Origin of the sequence: Burkholderia sp. BCC1972, from assembly GCF_905339605.1 — a bacterium.
Lineage (GTDB): Bacteria > Pseudomonadota > Gammaproteobacteria > Burkholderiales > Burkholderiaceae > Burkholderia.
In genome coordinates this window covers 93,339-113,928 of sequence record NZ_CAJPGH010000010.1, presented here as the reverse complement: position 1 = coordinate 113,928, position 20,590 = coordinate 93,339, and the positions used below count along the sequence as shown (strand labels likewise).

Sequence of the window (20,590 nt, the reverse complement as noted above, 5' to 3'; positions counted from 1 at the left end):
TCGTGCGACGGCGTGCGGCGCTCAGGCCGCGTTGCCGTCGAGCGCCTTCTTGAGCAGCGCGTCGAGTTCCGCGAACTGCGGTGCGCCGACGTAGCGCTTCAGGATCTTGCCGTCCTTGTCGACCACGAAGGTCGTCGGCGTGAGCTGCACGTTGCCGAACTGCTTCGCGACGCTGCCGTCGTCGAGCGCGACCTTGAACGGCAGCTGGCGCGTCTGCGCGTAGTTCGCGACGTACATCGGCGGATCGTAGTTCATCGCGACCGCGACGAATTCCAGCCCCTGACCCTTGAAGCGATTGTAGGTATCGACCATCTGCGGCATTTCCTGCATGCAGGTCGCGCAGCTCGTCGCCCAGAAGTTCACGAGATAGACCTTGCCCTTCAGGTCGCCTGCGGTCGAGACCTTCTGGCCCGACAGCAGCGTGAACGTCGCGTCCGGCACGCTGGACTTGCCGTTGAACGCGAAGAAGCCGGCGACGGCGATGGCCGCGACGACGGCAGCCGCGACGAGGTAGCGGACGGGGCCGGCACTGCGGCGGGCGGGAGGCGTGGTGTTCATCTGGTGCTCTCGGAGTCGGTCGATGACGCGGGTCGATGCAAAGGACGTCGAAATCGACGTTGAAATTCGCGCTCATTTTAGCGCGAATGCGGGGCGCGCACCGGCCGCCGCCACGCATCCCGGGTTTCCGGTTCGGCGGATAATGCCCGTTTTTGCCTGCTCGACCCACGCCATGCCGAAGGAAGTCATCGAATCGTTGCGCCCCCTTTTTCGTCCGCTGCGGCACTTCGCCGCGCTTGCCTGCGTGAGCGCCGCGCTGGCCGCGTGCTCGCCGTCGTTCGACTGGCGCACGTTGCACAACGACGCCGGCTACACGATCGACCTGCCGGCGAAGCCGACCGTCGAGGAGCAGCCGGTAGCGATCGGCGGCACGTCGATGCCGATGCGGATGCAGGCCGCGCACGTCGACGGCGCGGTGTTCGCGGTCGGCACGCTGACGCTGCCGGACGACCGCGACGACACGCGCCGCGCGGCGCTCGAATTCCTGCGCGCGGGACTGTCGCGCAATCTCGAAGGCGCGCCGCAGACGGCGTCCGTGCCGGTGCCGCTCGCGGCCGGCGGCGCGGTGAACGGGATCGAGCTGCGCGTCGCGGGGGCGGCTGCCGGCGGCGATCGCGCACGCAAGACGATCGTCGCGCGGCTCGCCGCGCGCGGCCGGCACGCGTACCAGGCCGTCGTGATTGCCGACGGGTCGCTCACGCAGGAGCAGCTCGACCAGTTTTTCGGCTCGTTCAAACTCGATTGACCGCGGTCGGCGAGGGTGCCTCGGACACGCTGTGACAACTGAAAGTTCATTCGCAGCTTTCGACGCTAATCGCCGGATTTTGCGAGGGTTTTTCAGCTATCCACAGCGCATGTGGATAACTTTGTTGAAAAGTAGCCCGGATGTCCCGCTGAGCCGCGCCGGACGGCCCTCCGGCCTGTTTGATCGCCCGTTCGGCCTTTGGGAAAAGTCAATCAAAACAACGGGATACGAATTCCGTCCGGCAAAGGCCGCGGCGAGCCTCGATCCGGGGCCGGATTCGTGAAATTGTGCATAAGTCAAGTCTTGACAGCCGGATTTTGTCCTCCGATGGCGCTCAGAGCGCCGTGAGCGCGCGCCGGTAACGGATCGCCTCGGCGATCTGCGCGGCCGTCGGCAGCGGGTCGCCGGCCAGGTCGGCGATCGTCCGCGCGACCTTCAGCACGCGGAAATACGCGCGCGCCGACCAGCCGAAGCGCTCGCCCGCTTCGCGCAGCAGCCGCTCACCTTCGTCGGTCGGCCGGCACAGGTCGTCGGTTTCGCGGCCGCTCAGCATGTGATTCGTCTTGCCCTGCCGGTCGAGCTGCAGCGCTCGCGCCTGCGCGACGCGGGCGGCCACCGCCGCGCTCGGCTCGCCGGGCGCCGTGGTGCGCGACGCGAGTTCGGCCGGCGACAGCGCGGGCAGGTCGATCTGGATGTCGATGCGGTCGAGCAGCGGCCCCGACAGCTTGCGCAGGTAGCGCGCGGCGACGTCGGGCGAGCAGCGGCAGCGCCCGGACGGATCGCCGTGCCAGCCGCACGGGCACGGGTTCATCGCGGCGATCAGCTGGCACGCGGCCGGGAAGTCGGCCTGCTGGGCCGCGCGCGAGATCGTGATGCGGCCGGCTTCGAGCGGCTCGCGCAGCATTTCGAGCACGTGCCGGTCGAATTCCGGCAGTTCGTCGAGAAACAGCACGCCGAGGTGCGCGAGCGTGATTTCACCGGGTTGCGGCGGATTGCGGCCGCCGACCAGCGCGGCGGCGCTCGACGAGTGATGCGGCGAACGGAACGGCCGCCGGCGCCACTGCGCGGGCGAGAAGCCGAGGCGGCTCGCGGAAAGCAGCGCGGCCGACGTCAGCGCTTCGTCGTCGGTCAGCGGCGGCAGGAGGCCGGCCAGCCGTGCGGCCAGCATCGATTTGCCGGCCCCCGGCGGCCCGACCATCAGCATGTGATGACCGCCCGCGGCGGCGACTTCGAGTGCGCGCCGTGCGCCACGCTGGCCGACCACGTCCGCGAGGTCGGGCGCGGCCGGCGCCGGCAGGCCGTCGAGGCAGGGCGCCGCGACCGGCGTGAGCCGCCCGTCCGGCGCATCGGCGAGGTGCGCACACAGCGCGGGCAGGTCGCGCGCGCCGTACACGGTCACGCCGGGGACGAGCGCGGCCTCGGCCGCGCTGTCGAACGGCAGGTACAACTCGGGCGGACGTGAGGTCGCGACGGAGTCGCGCGGGGCGCCGGAATCCAGGCCCGCGCCGCCGGCGACGCCTACACCGGATGCTTCCGCGCGCCAGTCGCGCGCGGCGCCGCATGCCATCGCGAACGCGCCGCGCATCGGCCGCAGCGCGCCCGTCAGCGACAGCTCGCCCGCGAATTCGCGGCCGGCCAGCGCGTCGGCCGGGATCTGGCCGTTCGCGGCGAGGATGCCGAGCGCGATCGGCAGGTCGAACCGGCCCGACTCTTTCGGCAGGTCGGCCGGCGCGAGATTGACGGTGATCCGGCGGACGGGAAATTCGAAGCCGCAGTTCTGCAGCGCGGCGCGGACGCGCTCGCGGCTTTCGCGGACTTCGAGATCGGGCAGGCCGACGATCGAGAACGACGGCAGCCCGTTGGCGAGATGGACTTCGACGGTGACGTCCGGCGCGCGGCCGGAGGCAGGCGCGCGACTGCGCACCACGGCAAGCGACATGGCGAGGCTCCTGCGTGACAGGCGGACGACGGCCGTTCGGGGCCGCATGCCGCGGAAATGGGAGAAATCGGTGCGCGCGTGCCGGCGTGGCGCGGGGAAAGAACGAGGGACTGCGGAACGACGAACTGCGGAACGAGGAACTGCGAAGAGCGATGGACTGCGAAGAGCGAGGATGCTGCGAAGAACGACGGACTACGGGGAGCGGCGGAACGCCTTCAGGGCGGCGGGCGCGGGCCGCACGAGGCGGCCCGCGCCCGGACCTTGCTGCCGGGTGGGGCGTCAGGCCTGCGGCGCGGCGAGCTTCTGCTCGAGTTCCGCGACGCGCTTTTCGAGTTCCTCGAGGCGCACGCGGGTGCGGGCGAGCACCTGGGCCTGCGTGTCGAATTCCTCGCGCGTGACGAGATCGAGCTTCGAGAAGCCTTGCGACAGCATGGCCTTCACGTTGCGCTCGACGTCCTTGGCCGGCGAGTTTTTCAGCAGGTCGCTGACGCGCGACTGCAGATCGTTGAAAACGTCGCTGGGTTGCTTCATGTGATTCCCCTTCCTTGCACAAAAATTGTGCATCTTCAGTTGCGTACGTGCCCATGATGCACGCATGACCGGAAATGGTGCGCGCAGGGCGCGAATTCCGGGCATGGCGCCCGCATGGGTGAATGGCCCGGCGAGCCGGGACGTGCGTGCACTCTAGCAACGTTCCTTTCGCCGCGCCAGCAAACCGGGCCACGTTGGCCATTCGGCCGGGCTTCCGCGCCTTACATCGCGGGATGTGACCCTGTTCCCGAGCCCTTCGAGACGGTGTTCGAGCGGACATGGCATGCGAGTTGCTGAGAAGAGTCCGTTACAACATTCCAACCAATTCGACGGGACAACCCAGCGAGAGGACTTCATGAAACTCATTACCGCAATCATCAAGCCGTTCAAGCTCGATGAGACGCGCGAAGCGCTGTCGGCGCTTGGCGTCTCGGGCATCACGGTGACGGAGGTGAAAGGGTTCGGGCGCCAGAAGGGGCATACCGAGCTGTACCGCGGCGCCGAATACGTGGTCGATTTCCTGCCGAAGATGAAGATCGAAGCGGCCGTGTCGGACGATCTCGTCGACCAGGCGGTGGAAGCGATCGAGCGGGCCGCGCGCACCGGCAAGATCGGCGACGGCAAGATTTTCGTCACGCCCATCGAACAAGTGATCCGGATTCGCACCGGGGAGACCGGCGCCGACGCGCTGTAACAGAACAGACCAAAGACAAGCGACAAGAGGAAACCCAAGATGCGCAAACTTCTGATGTCCCTGCTGATGGCCGGCTCGCTGATCGCGGCCGGCGTCGGCCCCGCGCTCGCCGACGACGCGGCGTCCGCCGCGGCTGCGTCCGCACCTGCCGCCACGGCTTCCGACGCATCGGCCGCCGCCGCGCCGGCCGCTTCGGCACCGGCTGCGACCGACGCATCCGCGACCGCCGCTGCCGCCGCACCGGCCTCGGGCGCCGCCGACGCTTCGGCTGCCGCCGCCGCGTCCGCGCCTGCCGCACCGGCTGCGCCGACCGCCCCGTTCTCGGTCGATTCGTCGAAGATCAGCGCGGGCGACACCGCGTGGATGTTGACGTCCACCGCGCTCGTGCTGTTCATGACGATCCCCGGCCTCGCGCTGTTCTACGCGGGCATGGTCCGCAAGAAGAACGTGCTCGCGACCGTGATGCAGAGCTTCGCGATCACCGCGGTGATCACGGTGCTCTGGACGGTGGTCGGCTACAGCCTCGCGTTCACGCCGGGCAACGGCTTCATCGGCGGCCTGTCGCGCGCGTTCCTGCACGGCATGAACTACATCAAGGGCGACAAGGCGACGACGCTGACCGTCAGCCATCTCGCGACGACGATTCCGGAATCGGTCTACTTCGTCTACCAGATGACGTTCGCGATCATCACGCCGGCACTGATCTGCGGCGCGTTCGCCGACCGGATGAAGTTCTCGGCGATGCTCGTGTTCATGACGCTCTGGTCGCTGATCGTCTACGTGCCGATCGCACACATGGTGTGGGAACCGACCGGCTGGCTGTCGGCTGACGGCGTGCTCGACTTCGCGGGCGGCACGGTCGTGCACATCAACGCCGGTATCGCGGGCCTCGTGTCGTGCCTCGTGCTCGGCAAGCGCGTCGGCTACGGCCGCGAATCGATGGCACCGCACAACCTCGTGCTGACGATGATCGGCGGCTCGATGCTGTGGGTCGGCTGGTTCGGCTTCAACGCAGGCTCCGCGGTCGCGGCCGACGGTCGTGCCGGCTTCGCGATGCTGACGACGCAAGTCGCGACGGCCTGCGCGGCGCTCGGCTGGATGTTTGCCGAATGGATCGCGAAGGGCAAGCCGTCGGTGCTCGGCATCGTGTCGGGCGCGGTCGCGGGTCTGGTGGCGATTACGCCGGCAGCCGGCTTCGTCGGCGTGGCAGGCGCGCTCGTGATCGGTATCGCGGCGGGCGTCGTGTGCTTCTGGTCGGCGACGTGGCTCAAGTCGAAGCTCGGCTACGACGATTCGCTCGACGCGTTCGGCGTGCACGGCATCGGCGGGATTCTCGGCGCACTGCTGACCGGCGTGTTCGCGGTCAAGGATATCGGCGGTGCCGACGGCAGCCTGCTGCTGCAGGCGAAGGGCGTCCTGATCACGCTGGTCTACAGCGGCGTGCTGAGCTTCGTGCTGCTGAAGCTGATCGATCTGACGATCGGCCTGCGCGTGACCGAAGAGGAAGAGCGCGAAGGTCTCGACGTGATCCTGCACGGCGAGCATGTCGAATAAGTCACAAGGATGACCGGCGGGCCGCCGCGAAGACGGCGCCCGCCACTGAATGAGCGCAGCGACTTCGGCCCGCCCACCCGGCGGGCTTTTTTTCTCCTGTCATCCACTGCCGTAGCGGATAACCCTTCACTCTATCGGGTCAATAGCCGAAAACTTCCTCCATATCCTTGTGAAGCCGGGAACAATCCCCAAATGGGCAGGGCAATTGCTCTACAATCTTCATTCTCCCGCTCGCGAGTGATTCATGGTTCCCCACCTCGTTACCGCGTTGAACGGTCCGCTGCTCGAACTCGAGCAGAAGATCCTCGACGCGACGCCTGCGATCGAACGCTGGTTCAGGCTCGAATGGCAGGAACATACCCCGCCGTTCTATTGTTCGGTGGACCTGCGCAATGCCGGCTTCAAGCTGGCCCCCGTCGACGCGAACCTGTTTCCCGGCGCGTTCAACAACCTGCCGTCCGAAGTGCTGCCGCTCGCCGTGCAGGCGGCGATGGCCGCGATCGAGAAGATCTGCCCGGACGCGAAGAACCTGCTCGTGATTCCCGAGCTGCCGACCCGCAACGCGTTCTACCTCGAAAACGTCGCGCGCCTCGCGACGATCATGCGCCAGGCCGGCCTGAACGTGCGCTTCGGCTCGCTCGACCCGAGCATCACCGACATGACGCCGATCACGCTGGCTGACGGCCAGAAGATCGTGCTCGAACCGCTCGAGCGTTCGCAGCGCCGCCTCGGCCTGAAGAATTTCGACCCGTGCTCGATCCTGCTGAACAACGACCTGTCGGCCGGCATCCCGGCCGTGCTGGAGAACCTGCACGAGCAGTACCTGCTGCCGCCGCTGCATGCGGGCTGGGCCGTGCGCCGCAAGTCGACGCACTTCTCGTGCTACGACGACGTCGCGAAGAAGTTCGCGAAGATGGTCGGCGTCGATCCGTGGATGGTGAATCCGTATTTCGCGCACGTCGAAGGCGTCGACTGGCAGGCGCATGAGGGCGAGCAGGCGCTCGCCGACGCGATCGACGGCGTGCTGAAGAAGATCGCGCGCAAGTACCGCGAATACGGGATCAGCGAGAAGCCGTACGTCGTCGTGAAGGCCGACGCGGGCACGGCGGGGCGCGGTGTGATGACCGTGCACGACGCGGCCGAGATCGGCCGGATGTCGAAGGCCGAGCGCGCGCAGATGGCCGAGTCGAAGGCCGGCCTCGCGGTGCGCGACGTGATCGTGCAGGAAGGCGTCTATACGTTCGAGCGCGTCGGCGACGAAGTGGCCGAGCCCGTCGTGTACATGATCGACCGCTACGTGGTCGGCGGCTTCTACCGCACGCACGGCGGCCGCGAGCGCGACCAGAACCTGAACGCGCCCGGCATGCACTACGTGCCGCTCGGCTTCGAGCACACCGCGCTGCCGGATGCCGGCGCTAAGCCCGGTGCCGCGCCGCCGAACCGGTTCTACATGTACGGCGTCGTCGCGCGGCTGTCGCTGATCGCGTCGTCGATCGAACTGGAAAAGACCGATCCCGAAGCCATCCAGGTATAACGGACCTTCGCTACGTACAGGACCCGCATGGACATTCTCTTTATCGCCGACCCGCTCGAGCGCTTCAAGATCTACAAGGATTCGACCTACGCCATGATGGCCGAGGCCGCGCGTCGCGGGCATGCGGTGTACGCATGCGAGCCGAACCACCTCGCGTGGACGGGCGCGTCGGTCGAGGCCGACGTGCGGCGCATCACGTTCGTCGGCGAACTGGACGACCTGCATCGCGAGACCTGGTTCGACGCAGGCACGGTCGATGCGCGCCGTCTCGAATCGTTCGGCGCGGTACTGATGCGCAAGGATCCGCCGTTCGACATGGAGTACGTGACGTCGACCTGGCTGCTCGAGCTGGCCGAGCGCGCGGGTGCCCGCGTGTTCAACAACGCGCAGTCGATCCGCGACCATTCGGAGAAGCTCGCGATCGGCGAGTTTCCGCAGTTCGTCGCACCGACCCTCGTCACGCGCGACGCGAAACGGCTGCGCGCGTTCCACGCCGAGCACGGCGACGTGATCCTGAAGCCGCTCGACGGCATGGGCGGGATGGGCGTGTTCCGCGTGAAGCCGGACGGCATGAACCTCGGTTCGATCATCGAGATGCTGAGCCACGACGGCACGCGCTCGGTGATGGCGCAGAAATTCATTCCCGAGATCAAGGCCGGCGACAAGCGCATCCTGCTGATCGGCGGCGAGCCCGTGCCGTATTCGCTCGCGCGGATTCCGCAGGGCAGCGAGGTGCGCGGCAACCTGGCCGCCGGCGGGCTGGGTGTCGCGCAGCCGCTGACGGCCCGCGATCGCGAGATCGCCGAGACGCTCGGCCCGGTGCTCGCGTCGCGCGGGCTGCTGCTGGTCGGCCTCGATGCGATCGGCGACTGGCTGACCGAGGTGAACGTCACGAGCCCGACGTGCTTCCGCGAGATCATGGAGCAGACGGGCTTCGACGTCGCCGCGATGTTCATCGACGCGCTGGAGCGGGCGGCCGCGTAGGCCGCTTCCCGCGCAACTCCGGCGGCGGCCGCGCAGGTCCCCCGTCGCCGGAGCAGCTTGACCGGCCTGCTACAATGCCCGCTTGCCAGGTGCCGTGATCGGCGCACCGAAGGCCCGGCGGTCGGGCCGATACTGTTGCAAGGCTGAACATGAAACGTTTCCCATACTCGCTACGCTCATTGCCCCGCCGCGGGGTGTCGGTCCGCCAAGGGCGGCCGGGAGCGATCTGACATGGCCGGGATTCTGATCATCGCGCATGCCCCGCTCGCCACCGCGCTGCGGGACTGCATCGCGCACATCTACGGCGGCGTGCCCGCGCGCATCGGCTGTATCGACGTGACGGCGGACAGCGATCCGACCCAGGTGATGGCGTTCGCCCACGCGGAACTCGCGCGGCTCAGGGAAGACAACGGCGTGGTCGTGCTGACCGACATGTACGGCGCGACGCCCGCGAACATCGCCGGCCAGCTCGCCAAGCTCGACAACGTGCGCGTGCTGGCGGGCGTGAACCTGCCGATGCTCGTGCGCGCCGTCTGCTACCGCACCGTGCCGCTCGACAAGCTGGTCGACAAGGCACTGTCCGGCGGCGCGAAGGGCGTCCACGAGGTGTCGGCCGGTACGCCGCCGCCGCCGACGGAAACCGGCTGCGGCCAGTGCGCGCCGATTCCGCCCGAACCGCAGCCGCGCACCGAATCGCACTGATTGCCCGTTTTCCGTTTTAGACCGCACCGCCGACGCGCGTCGCCGGCGGCCCCGACCGACCCGACCGAGAATCATGCTTCAACAAGAAACCACCATCGTCAATAAATTGGGGCTCCATGCGCGCGCATCGGCCAAGCTTACGCAACTGGCCGGCAACTTCCAGTCGGAAGTCTGGATGACGCGCAACGGGCGCAAGATCAATGCGAAGAGCATCATGGGCGTGATGATGCTGGCGGCCGGCATCGGCAGCACCGTGACGATCGAGACCGACGGAGCCGACGAGCGGGAAGCGATGGACGCGCTGCTGAAGCTGATCGCCGACAAGTTCGGCGAAGGCCAGTGATCACCACGCGCGATCGTTGCCGTTTCCAGCCAGAATGCCGCGGATTTCGCGGCATTTTTTTCGTCGGAAGCATTGATGCGAAATACGCAATGCTGCGGTGCATGCAGTCAGCAGTGAGTCGCGGAATTTATAATCGCTAACCGGGGTCATAAGCGCATCGCAGCAGTGTGCCGCGGCTTTACTTGTACAGAGGAGGTGCGCGTGTCCTTCACGCTGCATGGCATTCCCGTCTCACGTGGTATCGCGATCGGGCGAGCGTATCTGATCGCGCCGGCGGCGCTCGACGTCGCCCATTACCTGGTCGAGGCCAACCAGATCGACGCCGAGGTCGAGCGCTTCCGCACGGCGCTCGACGTCGTGCATCACGAACTCGAAGCGCTGCGCGCCGACCTGACCGACGACACCCCGAGCGAAGTCGGCGCATTCATCGACGTCCACGCGATGATCCTGGGCGACGAGATGCTCGTCCAGGAAACCATCGACCTGATCCGCACGCGCCGCTACAACGTCGAATGGGCGCTGACCGAGCAGCTGGAGCTGCTCACGCGCCATTTCGACGACATCGAGGACGAATACCTGCGCGAGCGCAAGGCCGACATCGAGCAGGTGGTCGAGCGTGTGCTGAAGGCGCTCGCCGGCGCGCCGTCCGCGTCACAGGCACTCGACCGCGCGGCCAAGAACGGCACGAACGAGATGATCGTCGTCGCGCACGACATCGCGCCGGCCGACATGATGCAGTTCAAGACGCAGTCGTTCCAGGCGTTCGTCACCGACCTCGGCGGGCGCACGTCGCACACGGCGATCGTCGCGCGCAGCCTCGGCATCCCGGCCGCGGTCGGCGTGCAGCACGCGAGCGCGCTGATCCGCCAGGACGACCTGATCATCGTCGACGGCGACCAGGGCATCGTGATCGTCGATCCGGCGCCGATCGTCCTCGAGGAATATTCGTACCGCCAGTCCGAGAAGCTGCTGGAGCAGCGCAAGCTGCAGCGCCTGAAGTTCTCGCCGACGCAAACGTTGTGCGGCACCAAGATCGACCTGTACGCGAACATCGAGCTGCCCGACGACGCGAAGGCGGCCGTCGAGGCCGGCGCGGTCGGCGTCGGGCTGTTCCGCTCCGAGTTCCTGTTCATGCACCAGAAGGAGATGCCGGAAGAGGAGGAGCAGTTCGCCGCGTACAAGCGCGCCGTCGAGTGGATGAAGGGCATGCCGGTGACGATCCGCACGATCGACGTCGGCGCGGACAAGCCGCTCGAGGCGCTCGACGAAGGCTACGAGACGGCGCCGAACCCGGCGCTCGGCCTGCGCGCGATCCGCTGGAGCCTGTCCGAGCCGCAGATGTTCCTCACGCAGCTGCGCGCGATCCTGCGCGCGTCCGCGTTCGGCCAGGTGAAGATCCTGATCCCGATGCTCGCGCACGCGCAGGAAATCGACCAGACGCTCGATCTGATCCGCGAGGCGAAGCACCAGCTCGACGATGCGGGGCTCGCGTACGATCCGAACGTGCGCATCGGCGCGATGATCGAGATTCCGGCCGCGGCGATCGCGCTGCCGCTGTTCCTGAAGCGGTTCGATTTCCTGTCGATCGGCACGAACGACCTGATCCAGTACACGCTCGCGATCGACCGGGCGGACAACGCGGTCGCGCACCTGTACGACCCGCTGCATCCAGCGGTGCTGCACCTGATTGCCTATACGCTGCGCGAAGCGAAGCGCGCGGGCGTGTCGGTATCGGTGTGCGGGGAGATGGCCGGCGATCCGGCGCTCACGCGCCTGTTGCTCGGGATGGGGCTCACCGAGTTCTCGATGCACCCGAGCCAACTGCTCGTCGTGAAGCAGGAGATCCTGCGTGCGCATCTGAAGGCGCTCGAGAAGCCGACGGCCGATGTGCTGGCCGCGTTCGAGCCGGAAGAAGTGCAGGCGGCACTGCAGCGCCTGTCGGTCGCCGAGCCGCGCGCGGATGCAGCCGCATAGGCGTTCAGGCCGCCGTTAACTGTAGTGAAGTGTCACGCATGCGCTGTCCGGCGCATGCCCGTCGCGCGTCAGTGCCGGCCCCCGCACACGGGGCAGTCGGCCTGGCGCGTGATTTTCATCGTCGTCCATTCCATCCGCAGCGAATCGAGCATCATCAGCCGCCCGTTGAGCGTCTTGCCGATGTCGCCGATCACGCGCAGCGCTTCGGCGGCCTGCATCGCGCCGATGATGCCGACCGTCGGCGCGAACACGCCCATCGTCGCGCACGCGACCTCCTCGAACGGCTGGTCTTCCGGGAACACGCACGCATAGCAGGGCGCGGCCGGGTCGCGGAAGTCGAACGTGCTGATCTGGCCGTCGAAACGCAGCGCGGCGCCCGACACGAGCGGCACGCCGTGCGCGACGCACGCGCGGTTGATCGCGTGGCGCGTCGCGAAGTTGTCGGTGCAGTCGAGCACGACGCTCGCGTGCGGGACGTGCGCATCGAGCCACGTATCGTCGACGCGCGCCGCGACCGCGTTCACCTTCACCTCGGGATTCAGTTGCGCGAGCGTGTCGCGCCCCGATTCGACCTTGCTGCGGCCGACCGATGCCGTCACGTGCAGGATCTGTCGCTGCAGGTTCGTGAGGTCGACCGTATCGGCGTCGACGAGCGTGATCGTGCCGACGCCCGATGCCGCGAGGTACATCGCGGCGGGCGAGCCGAGGCCGCCCGCGCCGACGACGATCGCATGCGCATCGAGAAAGCGCTGCTGCGCCTCGATGCCGATTTCGTCGACGAGGATGTGTCGGGAGTAGCGCAGGAGTTGATCGTCGTTCATGGGGAGTCGGGGGCGAGGCGGGCGGACGTTTCGTTATTTTAGGCGCGCATGAAAAACGGGCCATCGCGGTCTTCCCGCGATGGCCCGTCGGATGCCGGCCGGTGCTTACTTCGGCGCGGACGCGGGCTTCGGTGCGGAAGCCGGCTTCGCGCTGGCGCCCGATGCCTTCGCGCCCGTGGCGGCCTTGGTGGCCGGGCTCTTCGTCGTGCTCTCGGCGAGCAGCGACTTCGATTCCTGGACCGGTTTGCCTTCGAGCTTGTTGAGCGCCTGCTGCATCATGAAGTCGTCGGTGCTGCCGAACTCGATCGGCTTGCGATCGCGATCCTTCTGGCGCTGCTCCGGCGTCTTCTTGTCGTTCTGCTCCTCGAGGACGCGCAGCTGATCCATCCGGCGCTGCTCGCGCTCTTCCTGTTCCTTTTTCTCGTTCGGGTCCTGCGTGTTCGCGAGGTGGTTCGTGTAGTCGACCTCGCGCGTCACGAGCACGTCGTCCGGATCGCCGTCGGCGTACTGATCGACCGGCACGTCCGGCGTGATGCCCTTGTTCTGGATCGAACGGCCGCTCGGCGTGTAGTAGTACGCGGTGGTCAGGCGCAGCGCGGTGTCGGCCGTCATCGGGCGAACCGTCTGCACCGAACCCTTGCCGAACGTCGTCTTGCCCATGATCTGCGCACGCTTCGAATCCTGCAGCGCACCGGCGACGATTTCCGATGCGGACGCCGAATATGCATTCGTCAGCACGATCATCGGCACGGTCTTGAAGACTGGCGGCAGGCTCTTCAGCGGATCGCCGTCGAAAGACGGCAGGCGATAGTTGTCGTACGTATCGCGGTAGACCTGCTTCGAATCGGGGATCTGGCCGTTGGTCGACACGACGACCGAGTCGGGCGGCAGGAACGCGCCGGCCACGCCGACCGCGCTCTGCAGCAGGCCGCCGCCGTTGTTGCGCAGGTCGAGGACGAGGCCCTTCAGGTTCGGCTGCTGGCGTGCGATGTCCTGCAGCTTCGCCGCGAGGTCAGGCGTCGTGCGTTCCTGGAAGCTCGTGATCCGGATATACGCGTAGCCCGGATCGAGGATCTTCATCTTCACGCTCTGGACCTTGATGATCGCGCGCGTGACCGTGACCGGGAACGTGCGGTCGTCGCTCTTGCGGAAGATCGTCAGCGTGACCTTGGTGCCCGGCTCGCCGCGCATCTGCTTCACGGCCTTGTCGAGCGTCATGCCGCGCACCGGCTTGTCGTTGATGCGCGTGATCAGGTCGCCCGGACGGAGGCCGGCGCGGAACGCGGGGGTATCCTCGATCGGCGAGATCACCTTGACGAGGCCGTCTTCCTGCGAGATCTCGATGCCGAGACCCGCGAAGCGGCCCTTCGTCTGCTCCTGCAGCTCGTCGTAGTCGGTCTTGTCGAGGAACGACGAGTGCGGGTCGAGGCTCGACACCATGCCCTTGATCGCCGCCGTCAGCAGTTTCTTGTCGTCGACCGGTTCGACGTACTCGCGCTTGATCTGGCCGAAGACTTCCGCGAACAGGCGGAGCTGGTCGAGAGGAAGCGGCGCCGTGGCGGTCTGCTCGGCCGATGCGGAAACCTGCAGCGTGGCGAACACGCCCGTGGCGAGGCCCGCGGCAATCAGGCCGATGTTCTTCAATTTCATTCGCATAGAGATCTGGTGCGGTCGGGAAGCGCGTGGCGGTAGCGGGGATGTAGCGGACAAGTATAACTGTTCGTCCGATAACTCAGTGGAACGGCGCGAAATGCGTCGAAAAGGGCCTGGAGCCGGCCCGGCACGGCACCGCCGGACGCGCTGCGGGTTCGAAAGCGGATTCGACCGCGCCGGGGGCGCGAAGGTTCGCGCGGCGTGCCTGACGGCGGCCGGGCACGCCGCGCCGGACGCGGCCTGCCCGGCGCGACGGGCGTCAGCCTGCCTTGCCCTGCTTCGCGACGGCGGCCTGCGCCTGCGCGATGGCGTCCTGGTCGCCGAGGTAATAGTGCTTGATCGGCTTCAGGTTCTCGTCGAGTTCATAGACGAGCGGCACGCCGTTCGGGATGTTCAGGCCGACGATGTCGCTGTCCGAGATGCCGTCGAGGTACTTGATCAGCGCGCGCAGCGAGTTGCCGTGCGCGGCGATCAGCACCTGCTTGCCGGCGCGCACGGCCGGCGCGATCGACTCGTTCCACAGCGGCAGCACGCGCGCGACCGTGTCCTTCAGGCACTCGGTGAGCGGCAGCTGCTCGCGCGGCACCTTCGCATAGCGCGGGTCGTTGAACGGCGCGCGCTCGTCGGTCGGCTCCAGCGCGGGCGGCGGCGTGTCGTAGCTGCGGCGCCACACGAGCACCTGCTCGTCGCCGAACTTCGCGGCCGTCTCCGCCTTGTTCAGGCCCGACAGCGCGCCGTAGTGGCGCTCGTTGAGGCGCCACGAGTGGACGACCGGCAGGTACATCAGGTCCATCCTGTCCTGCACGTGCCACAGCGTGCGGATCGCGCGCTTGAGCACCGACGTGTACGCGATGTCGAACGTGTAGCCGGCCTCCTTGAGCAATTCGCCGGCCTGGTAGGCCTCGTTGCGACCCTGTTCGGTCAGGTCGACGTCGACCCAGCCGGTGAAGCGGTTTTCCTTGTTCCACGTCGATTCGCCGTGGCGGATGAGAACGAGTTTGTACATGGATCTTGCGGTCGGTAGTGAAGGAAGCTGTGGCGCGTCGTGCAGGACCCGACCCGGGCCCGCCATCGCGCAAGACGGTTATTTTATAATGGCGGGATTGTCCTCATCCGATTTCTCTTTTTCCGGCGGAATTCCGTGACGTTCTTTACCGATTACACGAACCTGGCCCTCATCGCGATCCTGGTGGTCTCCGGCGGCCTGCTGGCCTGGCCCGCACTGCGCCGCGGCCGTGGCGGCCTGTCGGCCGCAGAGGCGACGCAACTCATCAACCGCCGCAACGCGATCGTGATCGACGTGCGTGCCGCGGCCGATTTCGCCGCCGGCCACCTGCCGTCGGCGCGCCAGGTCGCCGCGGGCGAGATCGGCGCGAAAATTGCGCAGGTCGCGAAGAACAAGAGCACGCCGGTGCTGCTCGTCTGCCAGAACGGCCAGCAGTCGCAGAAGGCGGCGCGTGAGGTCGAGGCGGCGGGTTACGCCGAAGTGCACGTGCTCGAAGGCGGCGTGGCCGCCTGGCAGCAGGCCGGGATGCCGGTCGTCAAACAAGGAGTGGCGAAGTGAACAAGGTTTTGATGTACAGCACGCAGGTGTGTCCGTATTGCATGCAGGCCGAGCGCCTGCTGAAGCTGCGCGGGGTCGAGCAGATCGAAAAGGTGCTGATCGATCGCGATCCGGCCCGCCGCGAGGAAATGATGACGCGCACGGGGCGCCGCACGGTGCCGCAGATCTATATCGGCGACACGCACGTCGGCGGCTACGACGATCTGTCGAAGCTCGACCGCGAAGGCGGCCTCGTTCCGCTTCTGCAAGCGGCCTGATTAGGGCAGAATGGCCGCCGGCCGCGCCGCGGCTTGGGCGCCGCAGGATTCATCCGTGGCGGCCGGCGAGAAGCCGGGCCGCTCCGTCACCACTTTTAGGGAAACACCATGTCCGACGTCGAAAACCAACCGTTCTTCAACATCCAGCGCGTCTACCTGAAGGATATGTCGCTCGAGCAGCCGAATTCGCCGGCGATCTTCCTCGAGCAGGACATGCCGTCGGTTGAAGTCGAAGTCGACGTGAAGGCCGACCGCCTCGCGGAAAGCGTGTTCGAAGTCGTCGTGTCGGGTACCGTCACGGCGAAGGTGAAGGACAAGGTCGCGTTCCTGATCGAAGCGAAGCAGGCCGGCATTTTCGACATCCGCAACATTCCGGACGAACAGCTCGACCCGCTCGTCGGCATCGCATGCCCGACGATCCTGTTCCCGTACCTGCGTTCGAACATCGCCGACGCGATCACGCGCGCGGGCTTCCCGCCGATCCACCTGGCGGAAATCAACTTCCAGGCGCTGTACGAGCAGCGTCTCGCGCAGCTTCAGCAGCAGGCCGGCGCCGCAGCAGGCGCGCCGAACGGCACGACGCTGAACTGACGTTTCACTCGGACCGGTGCTGGGTATGAAAGTAGCCGTTCTCGGCGCCGGTGCCTGGGGCACCGCGCTCGCGGGCCATCTGGCCGCGCGGCACGATACGCTTCTGTGGGCGCGCGATGCCGCGCTCATCGCCGGGCTGCAGGCCCGGCACGAAAATTCCCGCTATCTGGACGGCATCGCGCTGCCTGACGCGTTGCGCTACGACGCCGATCTCGGCGCCGCGCTCGCGCATGGCGCCGCGGACGACGCGCTGTGCGTGATCGCCGCGCCGGTGGCCGGGCTGCGCACGCTGTGTCACGCGATGCGCGACGCGGGCTGCGTGCCTGCGCATATCGTCTGGGTCTGCAAGGGCTTCGAGGCCGACACGCATCTGCTGCCGCACCAGGTGATCGCGGCCGAGCTGCCCGAACAGCAGAGCAACGGCGTGCTGTCGGGCCCGAGCTTCGCGCGCGAGGTCGGGCAGTCGCTGCCCGTCGCGCTGACGGTGGCGAGCACGTCGGCCGAGTGCCGCGAACGCACGCTCGCCGCGTTCCATCACGGCGCCATGCGGATCTATACGGGCGACGACGTGGTCGGCGTCGAGGTCGGCGGCGCGGTGAAGAACGTGCTGGCGATCGCGACCGGCATTGCCGACGGCCTCGGCCTCGGGCTGAACGCGCGCGCCGCGCTGATCACGCGCGGCCTCGCCGAAATGTCGCGGCTCGGCGTCGCGCTCGGCGGCCGCGCGGAAACCTTCACGGGCCTCACGGGCCTCGGCGACCTGATCCTCACCGCGACGGGCGACCTGTCGCGCAACCGCACGGTCGGCCTGCAACTGGCGGCCGGCCGCACGCTGAACGACATCCTCGGTGCGCTCGGCCACGTGGCCGAAGGCGTGCGCTGCGCGCAGGCCGTGCTGGCGCTCGCGCGTGCGCAGTCGATCGAAATGCCGATCACCGAAGCCGTGTGCGGCGTGCTGTTCGACGGCATCGCACCGCGCGACGCGGTCAGCGGCCTGCTGCGGCGCGACGCGCGCGCCGAGTAGCGCGAACCGCTGCTCCCCGGTGCGGTTGCACCGGGCGCGCGGCGCCAAAGCGGACTACGCTTGAACAGTCTCCGGCGTTTCGGGAGGGTGTCATGCTGCAGATCGGTTCCACCACGCTCGACGCGCAGGTCGTCGACATCACGGCGCTCGAGGTCGACGCGATCGTCAACGCGGCGAACGGCTCGCTGCTCGGCGGGGGCGGCGTCGACGGCGCGATCCATCGCGCAGCCGGCCCCGGCCTGCTCGCCGAGTGCCGCACGCTCGGCGGCTGCGACACGGGCGACGCGAAGCTCACGCGCGGCCACGGGCTGCCGGCGCGTTACGTGATCCATGCGGTCGGCCCCGTGTGGTACGGCGGCGGGCGCGGCGAGGCCGACCTGCTCGCGTCGTGTTACCGGCGGGCGATCGAGCTGGCCGAGGAGGTCGCGGCGACGTCGATCGCATTCCCCGCAATCAGCTGCGGAATCTACCGTTATCCCGTTGAAGAGGCCGTCGGCATCGCGGTCGGCACCGTCGCCGAAATGCTGCCGCAGGCGCCGAGCCTCGCACGCGTGGTGTTCGCGTGCTTTTCCCCCGACATCTACGACCTGTATCGCGTGCGGCTCACGCGGGCCTGATGCCTTCCGCGCGGCGGGTGATGGCCGACGAGCGTCAGGCGCCGCCTTCGAAGCCGGCCTGGCGCCACGCCTCGAATACGACCACCGCGACCGTGTTCGACAGGTTCAGGCTGCGGTTGTCCGGCCGCATCGGCAGGCGCACGCGCTGTTCGTTCGGAAAGCGCTCGAGCAGTTCGGCGGGCAGGCCGCGCGTCTCGGAACCGAACACGAACCAGTCGCCCGGCAGGAACGCATGATCGTGGAAGCGGCCCGAGCCGCGTGTCGTGAACGCGAACATCCGCGCGGGATCGGGTGCCTCGGACGCGACGAATGCGTCCCAGTCGCGGTGCACGCGCATCTGCGCGTACTCGTGATAGTCGAGGCCGGCGCGGCGCATCCGCGCGTCGTCGAGCGGGAAGCCGAGCGGTTCGATCAGGTGCAGGTGCGCGCCCGTATTGGCGCACAGGCGGATCACGTTGCCGGTGTTGGGCGGAATTTCGGGGGCGACGAGGACGACGTTGAACATATTTCGGTTTGGCTGGGCCGGCCGGGGCGGCGCAACGTGCGCGTTCCCGGCCGGCCGGTTCGTGACGGCAGCGGCCGCGTTGGCGCGGCCGGCCTCCCTATCTAATTAATCCCTGGCGGTGCGCAGCGCAACCAGATTCGTCACGCGCGCGGCGCCCGCCGCCTTCAGCACGTGCGCGGCGGCCGCGAGCGTCGCGCCGGACGTCATCACGTCGTCGACGAGCGCGACGTGGCGACCGGCGACGTCGCCTGCCACCGCGAACGCTGCTGTCACGTTGTCGCGCCGGGCCTGCCGGTCGAGCCGCGACTGCGGTGCCGTGTGGGCGACGCGCGCGAGCAGTGCCGCGTCCGCGCGGACGCCGAGCCGGTGGGCGAGCGGACGTGCAATCGCCCACGCCTGGTTGTAGCCGCGTGCAACGAGCCGCCGGCGCGACAGTGGCACCGGCGCGACCAGGTCGAAACCGCTCGCGTCCGGCGTATCGTCGACCAGCCGCGCGAGCCGCGCCGCGAATTCGGCGCCGAGCGCGAGCCGCGCGTGAAACTTCAGGCCGCGCGCGAGCCCGTCGAGCGGCGCGCGGTAATCCGCGAGCGCGAGCGTCGCATCGAACGGCGGCGGGGCGGTGCGGCACGCATCGCACCGATACGCGGCCGGGTGGCCGGCGGCAGTTCCCGCGCCACGGCGTGCATGCGCCTGCCCGACGCCCAGCGGCAGCGCGCAGGCGTCGCAGCGCAATCGCGCTTCATTCCAGTACGCGGCGTCGCAAGCATCGCATATCACGGCATGTGACAAATTGCCGCACAGTGCGCAGCGATTCGGCAGCGCGACGGCGGCGACCTTCGTCGCCAGCACGCGAACCTGCGACAAAACGACGCGCATCGTGCGCTCGGCGGAACTGCGGATCATCGCAACACTCCTGCCACCCCGCCTCAATGAAGCTTCCGGGGCGAGCGAGTATACTTCGGGCTCTTCGCCAGTGTGCCCGACATGTCCCCAGCTTCGACTTCCACCGGCCGTCCGGCCAATGACGCCAGGCGCCTGCGGCGGATCTTCGACCGCCGCGCCGCCACCTTCGACGCGGTCGCGTTCCTGCCGCGCGAGATCGCGCAGCGGATGAACGAGCGTCTCGAATACATCAAGGTGAGCCCCGCGGCCGTGCTCGATGCGGGCTGCGGCCCCGGCGACGACCTGCCGGCGCTGCGTGCGCGCTTTCCGGAAGCCCCCGTGTTCGGCGTCGACCTGTCCGGCGCGATGCTCGCGCGGGCCGGTCAGCGCGAGGTCGAGCAGGCCAGCTGGCGCCGCTGGCTGCCGGCGTCGCTCGGCCGCGCGCTGGGCCAGCGCGGCCCGCGCGTCGCGCAGGCCGATTTCGCCGCGCTGCCGTTCCCGGGCGGCGCATTCGACCTGATCTGGTCGAATCTCGCGCTCCACTGGCATTCACGTCCCGACGCGGTGCTGCCCGAATGGCAGCGCGTGCTGCGCGTGAACGGCCTGCTGATGTTCAGCACGCTCGGCCCCGACACGCTGCGCGAGCTGCGCGCGGCCTGCGCGGATGCCGAAGCGGCGCTCGGCATGGCGCCGCCGGCCGCACGCGTGATCGATTTCGTCGACATGCACGACCTCGGCGACATGCTCGTCGAGAGCGGCTTCGAGATTCCCGTGATGGATCAGGAAGTGCTGACCGTCACCTACAAATCCCCCGATTCCCTGCTGGCCGACGTGCGCCGCTGGGGCGCCTATCCGTTCGAGCGCACGGCGCCGCGGCACGCGACGCGGCGCTTTCGCGCGGCGCTCGGCGACGCGCTGGAGGCGCGCCGGCGCGAGGACGGCACGATTCCGCTGACCTTCGAGGTGATCTACGGCCACGCATGGAAGGCCGTACCGCGCACGACCGCCGAAGGGCACGGGATCGTGCGCATCGAGGATATCGGCAAGGGGCGTCCGAAGAATCGGTAAAGCGGTAAAGAGGGGTTTTGTTATGTCTGAAATTAGCGGCGCGAGGCGCG

23 protein-coding genes are annotated in these 20,590 nt (G+C 68.0%); 15 read left to right on the top strand and 8 right to left on the bottom strand.

Annotation, left to right across the window (positions count from 1 at the left end):
* Positions 1-21: 21 nt before the first annotated feature.
* Positions 22-558 (bottom strand): peroxiredoxin family protein, encoded by a 537-nt coding sequence (locus U5798_RS16600; protein ID WP_034189214.1) that lies wholly within the window; start codon positions 556-558, stop codon positions 22-24.
* A 172-nt stretch (positions 559-730) separates the two neighbouring features.
* Here U5798_RS16600 and U5798_RS16595 point away from each other — a divergent pair, with 172 nt between their 5' ends.
* The gene (locus U5798_RS16595; protein WP_124452179.1) at positions 731-1,303 is read left to right on the top strand and encodes a hypothetical protein; all 573 of its coding nucleotides are present in this window, start codon (positions 731-733) and stop codon (positions 1,301-1,303) included.
* Between the two features lie 31 nt (positions 1,304-1,334).
* Positions 1,335-1,586, top strand: coding sequence for a hypothetical protein (locus tag U5798_RS16590; protein ID WP_322082672.1), 252 nt, complete (start codon positions 1,335-1,337; stop codon positions 1,584-1,586).
* A gap of 51 nt (positions 1,587-1,637) precedes the next feature.
* Here U5798_RS16590 and U5798_RS16585 read toward each other — a convergent pair whose 3' ends face one another.
* Together U5798_RS16585 and U5798_RS16580 are read right to left on the bottom strand one after the other, a co-directional pair.
* On the bottom strand, positions 1,638-3,242 hold the full coding sequence (locus U5798_RS16585; protein WP_322082671.1) for a YifB family Mg chelatase-like AAA ATPase: 1,605 nt from the start codon (positions 3,240-3,242) through the stop codon (positions 1,638-1,640).
* A gap of 279 nt (positions 3,243-3,521) precedes the next feature.
* A complete protein-coding gene (locus U5798_RS16580; RefSeq protein ID WP_006489451.1) occupies positions 3,522-3,773 on the bottom strand; it encodes an accessory factor UbiK family protein in 252 nt (83 codons plus the stop codon).
* A gap of 355 nt (positions 3,774-4,128) precedes the next feature.
* Here U5798_RS16580 and U5798_RS16575 point away from each other — a divergent pair, with 355 nt between their 5' ends.
* From U5798_RS16575 to ptsP, 7 genes are all read left to right on the top strand, one after another.
* On the top strand, positions 4,129-4,467 hold the full coding sequence (locus U5798_RS16575) for a P-II family nitrogen regulator (protein ID WP_006398175.1): 339 nt from the start codon (positions 4,129-4,131) through the stop codon (positions 4,465-4,467).
* 39 nt (positions 4,468-4,506) lie between these two features.
* Positions 4,507-6,021, top strand: a complete 1,515-nt coding sequence (locus U5798_RS16570) for an ammonium transporter (protein WP_124452172.1) — start codon at positions 4,507-4,509, stop codon at positions 6,019-6,021.
* Between the two features lie 244 nt (positions 6,022-6,265).
* On the top strand, positions 6,266-7,555 hold the full coding sequence (gene gshA / locus U5798_RS16565) for a glutamate--cysteine ligase (RefSeq protein WP_044848231.1): 1,290 nt from the start codon (positions 6,266-6,268) through the stop codon (positions 7,553-7,555).
* Positions 7,556-7,582: 27 nt separating this feature from the next.
* The gene (gshB, locus tag U5798_RS16560) at positions 7,583-8,539 is read left to right on the top strand and encodes a glutathione synthase (protein ID WP_124452170.1); all 957 of its coding nucleotides are present in this window, start codon (positions 7,583-7,585) and stop codon (positions 8,537-8,539) included.
* 231 nt (positions 8,540-8,770) lie between these two features.
* The gene (locus U5798_RS16555; RefSeq protein WP_124452168.1) at positions 8,771-9,241 is read left to right on the top strand and encodes a PTS sugar transporter subunit IIA; all 471 of its coding nucleotides are present in this window, start codon (positions 8,771-8,773) and stop codon (positions 9,239-9,241) included.
* A 73-nt stretch (positions 9,242-9,314) separates the two neighbouring features.
* Positions 9,315-9,584, top strand: a complete 270-nt coding sequence (locus tag U5798_RS16550; protein WP_124452166.1) for an HPr family phosphocarrier protein — start codon at positions 9,315-9,317, stop codon at positions 9,582-9,584.
* A 201-nt stretch (positions 9,585-9,785) separates the two neighbouring features.
* Positions 9,786-11,558 (top strand): phosphoenolpyruvate--protein phosphotransferase, encoded by a 1,773-nt coding sequence (gene ptsP / locus U5798_RS16545; RefSeq protein WP_124452164.1) that lies wholly within the window; start codon positions 9,786-9,788, stop codon positions 11,556-11,558.
* Between the two features lie 68 nt (positions 11,559-11,626).
* Here ptsP and U5798_RS16540 read toward each other — a convergent pair whose 3' ends face one another.
* The 3 genes from U5798_RS16540 to gpmA form a co-directional block, all read right to left on the bottom strand.
* On the bottom strand, positions 11,627-12,379 hold the full coding sequence (locus tag U5798_RS16540) for a HesA/MoeB/ThiF family protein (protein WP_124452162.1): 753 nt from the start codon (positions 12,377-12,379) through the stop codon (positions 11,627-11,629).
* 105 nt (positions 12,380-12,484) lie between these two features.
* The gene (locus U5798_RS16535; protein WP_124452160.1) at positions 12,485-14,035 is read right to left on the bottom strand and encodes a S41 family peptidase; all 1,551 of its coding nucleotides are present in this window, start codon (positions 14,033-14,035) and stop codon (positions 12,485-12,487) included.
* A gap of 256 nt (positions 14,036-14,291) precedes the next feature.
* A complete protein-coding gene (gpmA, locus tag U5798_RS16530; RefSeq protein WP_309290630.1) occupies positions 14,292-15,038 on the bottom strand; it encodes a 2,3-diphosphoglycerate-dependent phosphoglycerate mutase in 747 nt (248 codons plus the stop codon).
* 135 nt (positions 15,039-15,173) lie between these two features.
* Between gpmA and U5798_RS16525 the strand changes: the two genes are divergently transcribed.
* The 5 genes from U5798_RS16525 (at position 15,174) to U5798_RS16505 (ending at position 18,085) form a co-directional block, all read left to right on the top strand.
* Entirely contained in the window at positions 15,174-15,596 is a 423-nt protein-coding gene (locus tag U5798_RS16525; protein ID WP_124452157.1) for a rhodanese-like domain-containing protein, read from the top strand.
* On the top strand, positions 15,593-15,853 hold the full coding sequence (grxC, locus tag U5798_RS16520; protein WP_006477722.1) for a glutaredoxin 3: 261 nt from the start codon (positions 15,593-15,595) through the stop codon (positions 15,851-15,853). Before U5798_RS16525 ends, grxC begins: the two co-directional genes overlap by 4 nt.
* A gap of 108 nt (positions 15,854-15,961) precedes the next feature.
* Positions 15,962-16,444: a protein-export chaperone SecB gene (gene secB / locus U5798_RS16515; protein WP_011353285.1), complete on the top strand. Its 483-nt coding sequence runs from the start codon at positions 15,962-15,964 to the stop codon at positions 16,442-16,444.
* Positions 16,445-16,469: 25 nt separating this feature from the next.
* Positions 16,470-17,468 (top strand): NAD(P)H-dependent glycerol-3-phosphate dehydrogenase, encoded by a 999-nt coding sequence (locus U5798_RS16510; protein ID WP_322082670.1) that lies wholly within the window; start codon positions 16,470-16,472, stop codon positions 17,466-17,468.
* A gap of 92 nt (positions 17,469-17,560) precedes the next feature.
* Positions 17,561-18,085: an O-acetyl-ADP-ribose deacetylase gene (locus U5798_RS16505; protein ID WP_322082669.1), complete on the top strand. Its 525-nt coding sequence runs from the start codon at positions 17,561-17,563 to the stop codon at positions 18,083-18,085.
* A gap of 34 nt (positions 18,086-18,119) precedes the next feature.
* Here U5798_RS16505 and trmL read toward each other — a convergent pair whose 3' ends face one another.
* A complete protein-coding gene (gene trmL, locus U5798_RS16500; protein WP_124452151.1) occupies positions 18,120-18,590 on the bottom strand; it encodes a tRNA (uridine(34)/cytosine(34)/5-carboxymethylaminomethyluridine(34)-2'-O)-methyltransferase TrmL in 471 nt (156 codons plus the stop codon).
* A 105-nt stretch (positions 18,591-18,695) separates the two neighbouring features.
* Complete coding sequence (locus U5798_RS16495; protein ID WP_322082668.1) at positions 18,696-19,493, bottom strand: ComF family protein; 798 nt, start codon at positions 19,491-19,493, stop codon at positions 18,696-18,698.
* 81 nt (positions 19,494-19,574) lie between these two features.
* Here U5798_RS16495 and U5798_RS16490 point away from each other — a divergent pair, with 81 nt between their 5' ends.
* Positions 19,575-20,540, top strand: coding sequence for a methyltransferase domain-containing protein (locus U5798_RS16490; protein WP_124452147.1), 966 nt, complete (start codon positions 19,575-19,577; stop codon positions 20,538-20,540).
* The last annotated feature ends 50 nt before the right edge of the window (positions 20,541-20,590 follow it).

What these genes read in the sequence shown, in the direction of transcription:
- U5798_RS16600 (WP_034189214.1), bottom strand. Translation starts at nt 558, where the DNA reads ATGAACACCACGCCTCCCGCCCGCCGCAGTGCCGGCCCCGTCCGCTAC.
- U5798_RS16595 (WP_124452179.1), top strand. Translation starts at nt 731, where the DNA reads ATGCCGAAGGAAGTCATCGAATCGTTGCGCCCCCTTTTTCGTCCGCTG.
- U5798_RS16585 (WP_322082671.1), bottom strand. Translation starts at nt 3,242, where the DNA reads ATGTCGCTTGCCGTGGTGCGCAGTCGCGCGCCTGCCTCCGGCCGCGCG.
- U5798_RS16580 (WP_006489451.1), bottom strand. Translation starts at nt 3,773, where the DNA reads ATGAAGCAACCCAGCGACGTTTTCAACGATCTGCAGTCGCGCGTCAGC.
- U5798_RS16575 (WP_006398175.1), top strand. Translation starts at nt 4,129, where the DNA reads ATGAAACTCATTACCGCAATCATCAAGCCGTTCAAGCTCGATGAGACG.
- U5798_RS16570 (WP_124452172.1), top strand. Translation starts at nt 4,507, where the DNA reads ATGCGCAAACTTCTGATGTCCCTGCTGATGGCCGGCTCGCTGATCGCG.
- gshA (WP_044848231.1), top strand. Translation starts at nt 6,266, where the DNA reads ATGGTTCCCCACCTCGTTACCGCGTTGAACGGTCCGCTGCTCGAACTC.
- gshB (WP_124452170.1), top strand. Translation starts at nt 7,583, where the DNA reads ATGGACATTCTCTTTATCGCCGACCCGCTCGAGCGCTTCAAGATCTAC.
- U5798_RS16555 (WP_124452168.1), top strand. Translation starts at nt 8,771, where the DNA reads ATGGCCGGGATTCTGATCATCGCGCATGCCCCGCTCGCCACCGCGCTG.
- U5798_RS16550 (WP_124452166.1), top strand. Translation starts at nt 9,315, where the DNA reads ATGCTTCAACAAGAAACCACCATCGTCAATAAATTGGGGCTCCATGCG.
- U5798_RS16540 (WP_124452162.1), bottom strand. Translation starts at nt 12,379, where the DNA reads ATGAACGACGATCAACTCCTGCGCTACTCCCGACACATCCTCGTCGAC.
- U5798_RS16535 (WP_124452160.1), bottom strand. Translation starts at nt 14,035, where the DNA reads ATGCGAATGAAATTGAAGAACATCGGCCTGATTGCCGCGGGCCTCGCC.
- gpmA (WP_309290630.1), bottom strand. Translation starts at nt 15,038, where the DNA reads ATGTACAAACTCGTTCTCATCCGCCACGGCGAATCGACGTGGAACAAG.
- secB (WP_011353285.1), top strand. Translation starts at nt 15,962, where the DNA reads ATGTCCGACGTCGAAAACCAACCGTTCTTCAACATCCAGCGCGTCTAC.
- U5798_RS16510 (WP_322082670.1), top strand. Translation starts at nt 16,470, where the DNA reads ATGAAAGTAGCCGTTCTCGGCGCCGGTGCCTGGGGCACCGCGCTCGCG.
- U5798_RS16505 (WP_322082669.1), top strand. Translation starts at nt 17,561, where the DNA reads ATGCTGCAGATCGGTTCCACCACGCTCGACGCGCAGGTCGTCGACATC.
- trmL (WP_124452151.1), bottom strand. Translation starts at nt 18,590, where the DNA reads ATGTTCAACGTCGTCCTCGTCGCCCCCGAAATTCCGCCCAACACCGGC.
- U5798_RS16495 (WP_322082668.1), bottom strand. Translation starts at nt 19,493, where the DNA reads ATGATCCGCAGTTCCGCCGAGCGCACGATGCGCGTCGTTTTGTCGCAG.
- U5798_RS16490 (WP_124452147.1), top strand. Translation starts at nt 19,575, where the DNA reads ATGTCCCCAGCTTCGACTTCCACCGGCCGTCCGGCCAATGACGCCAGG.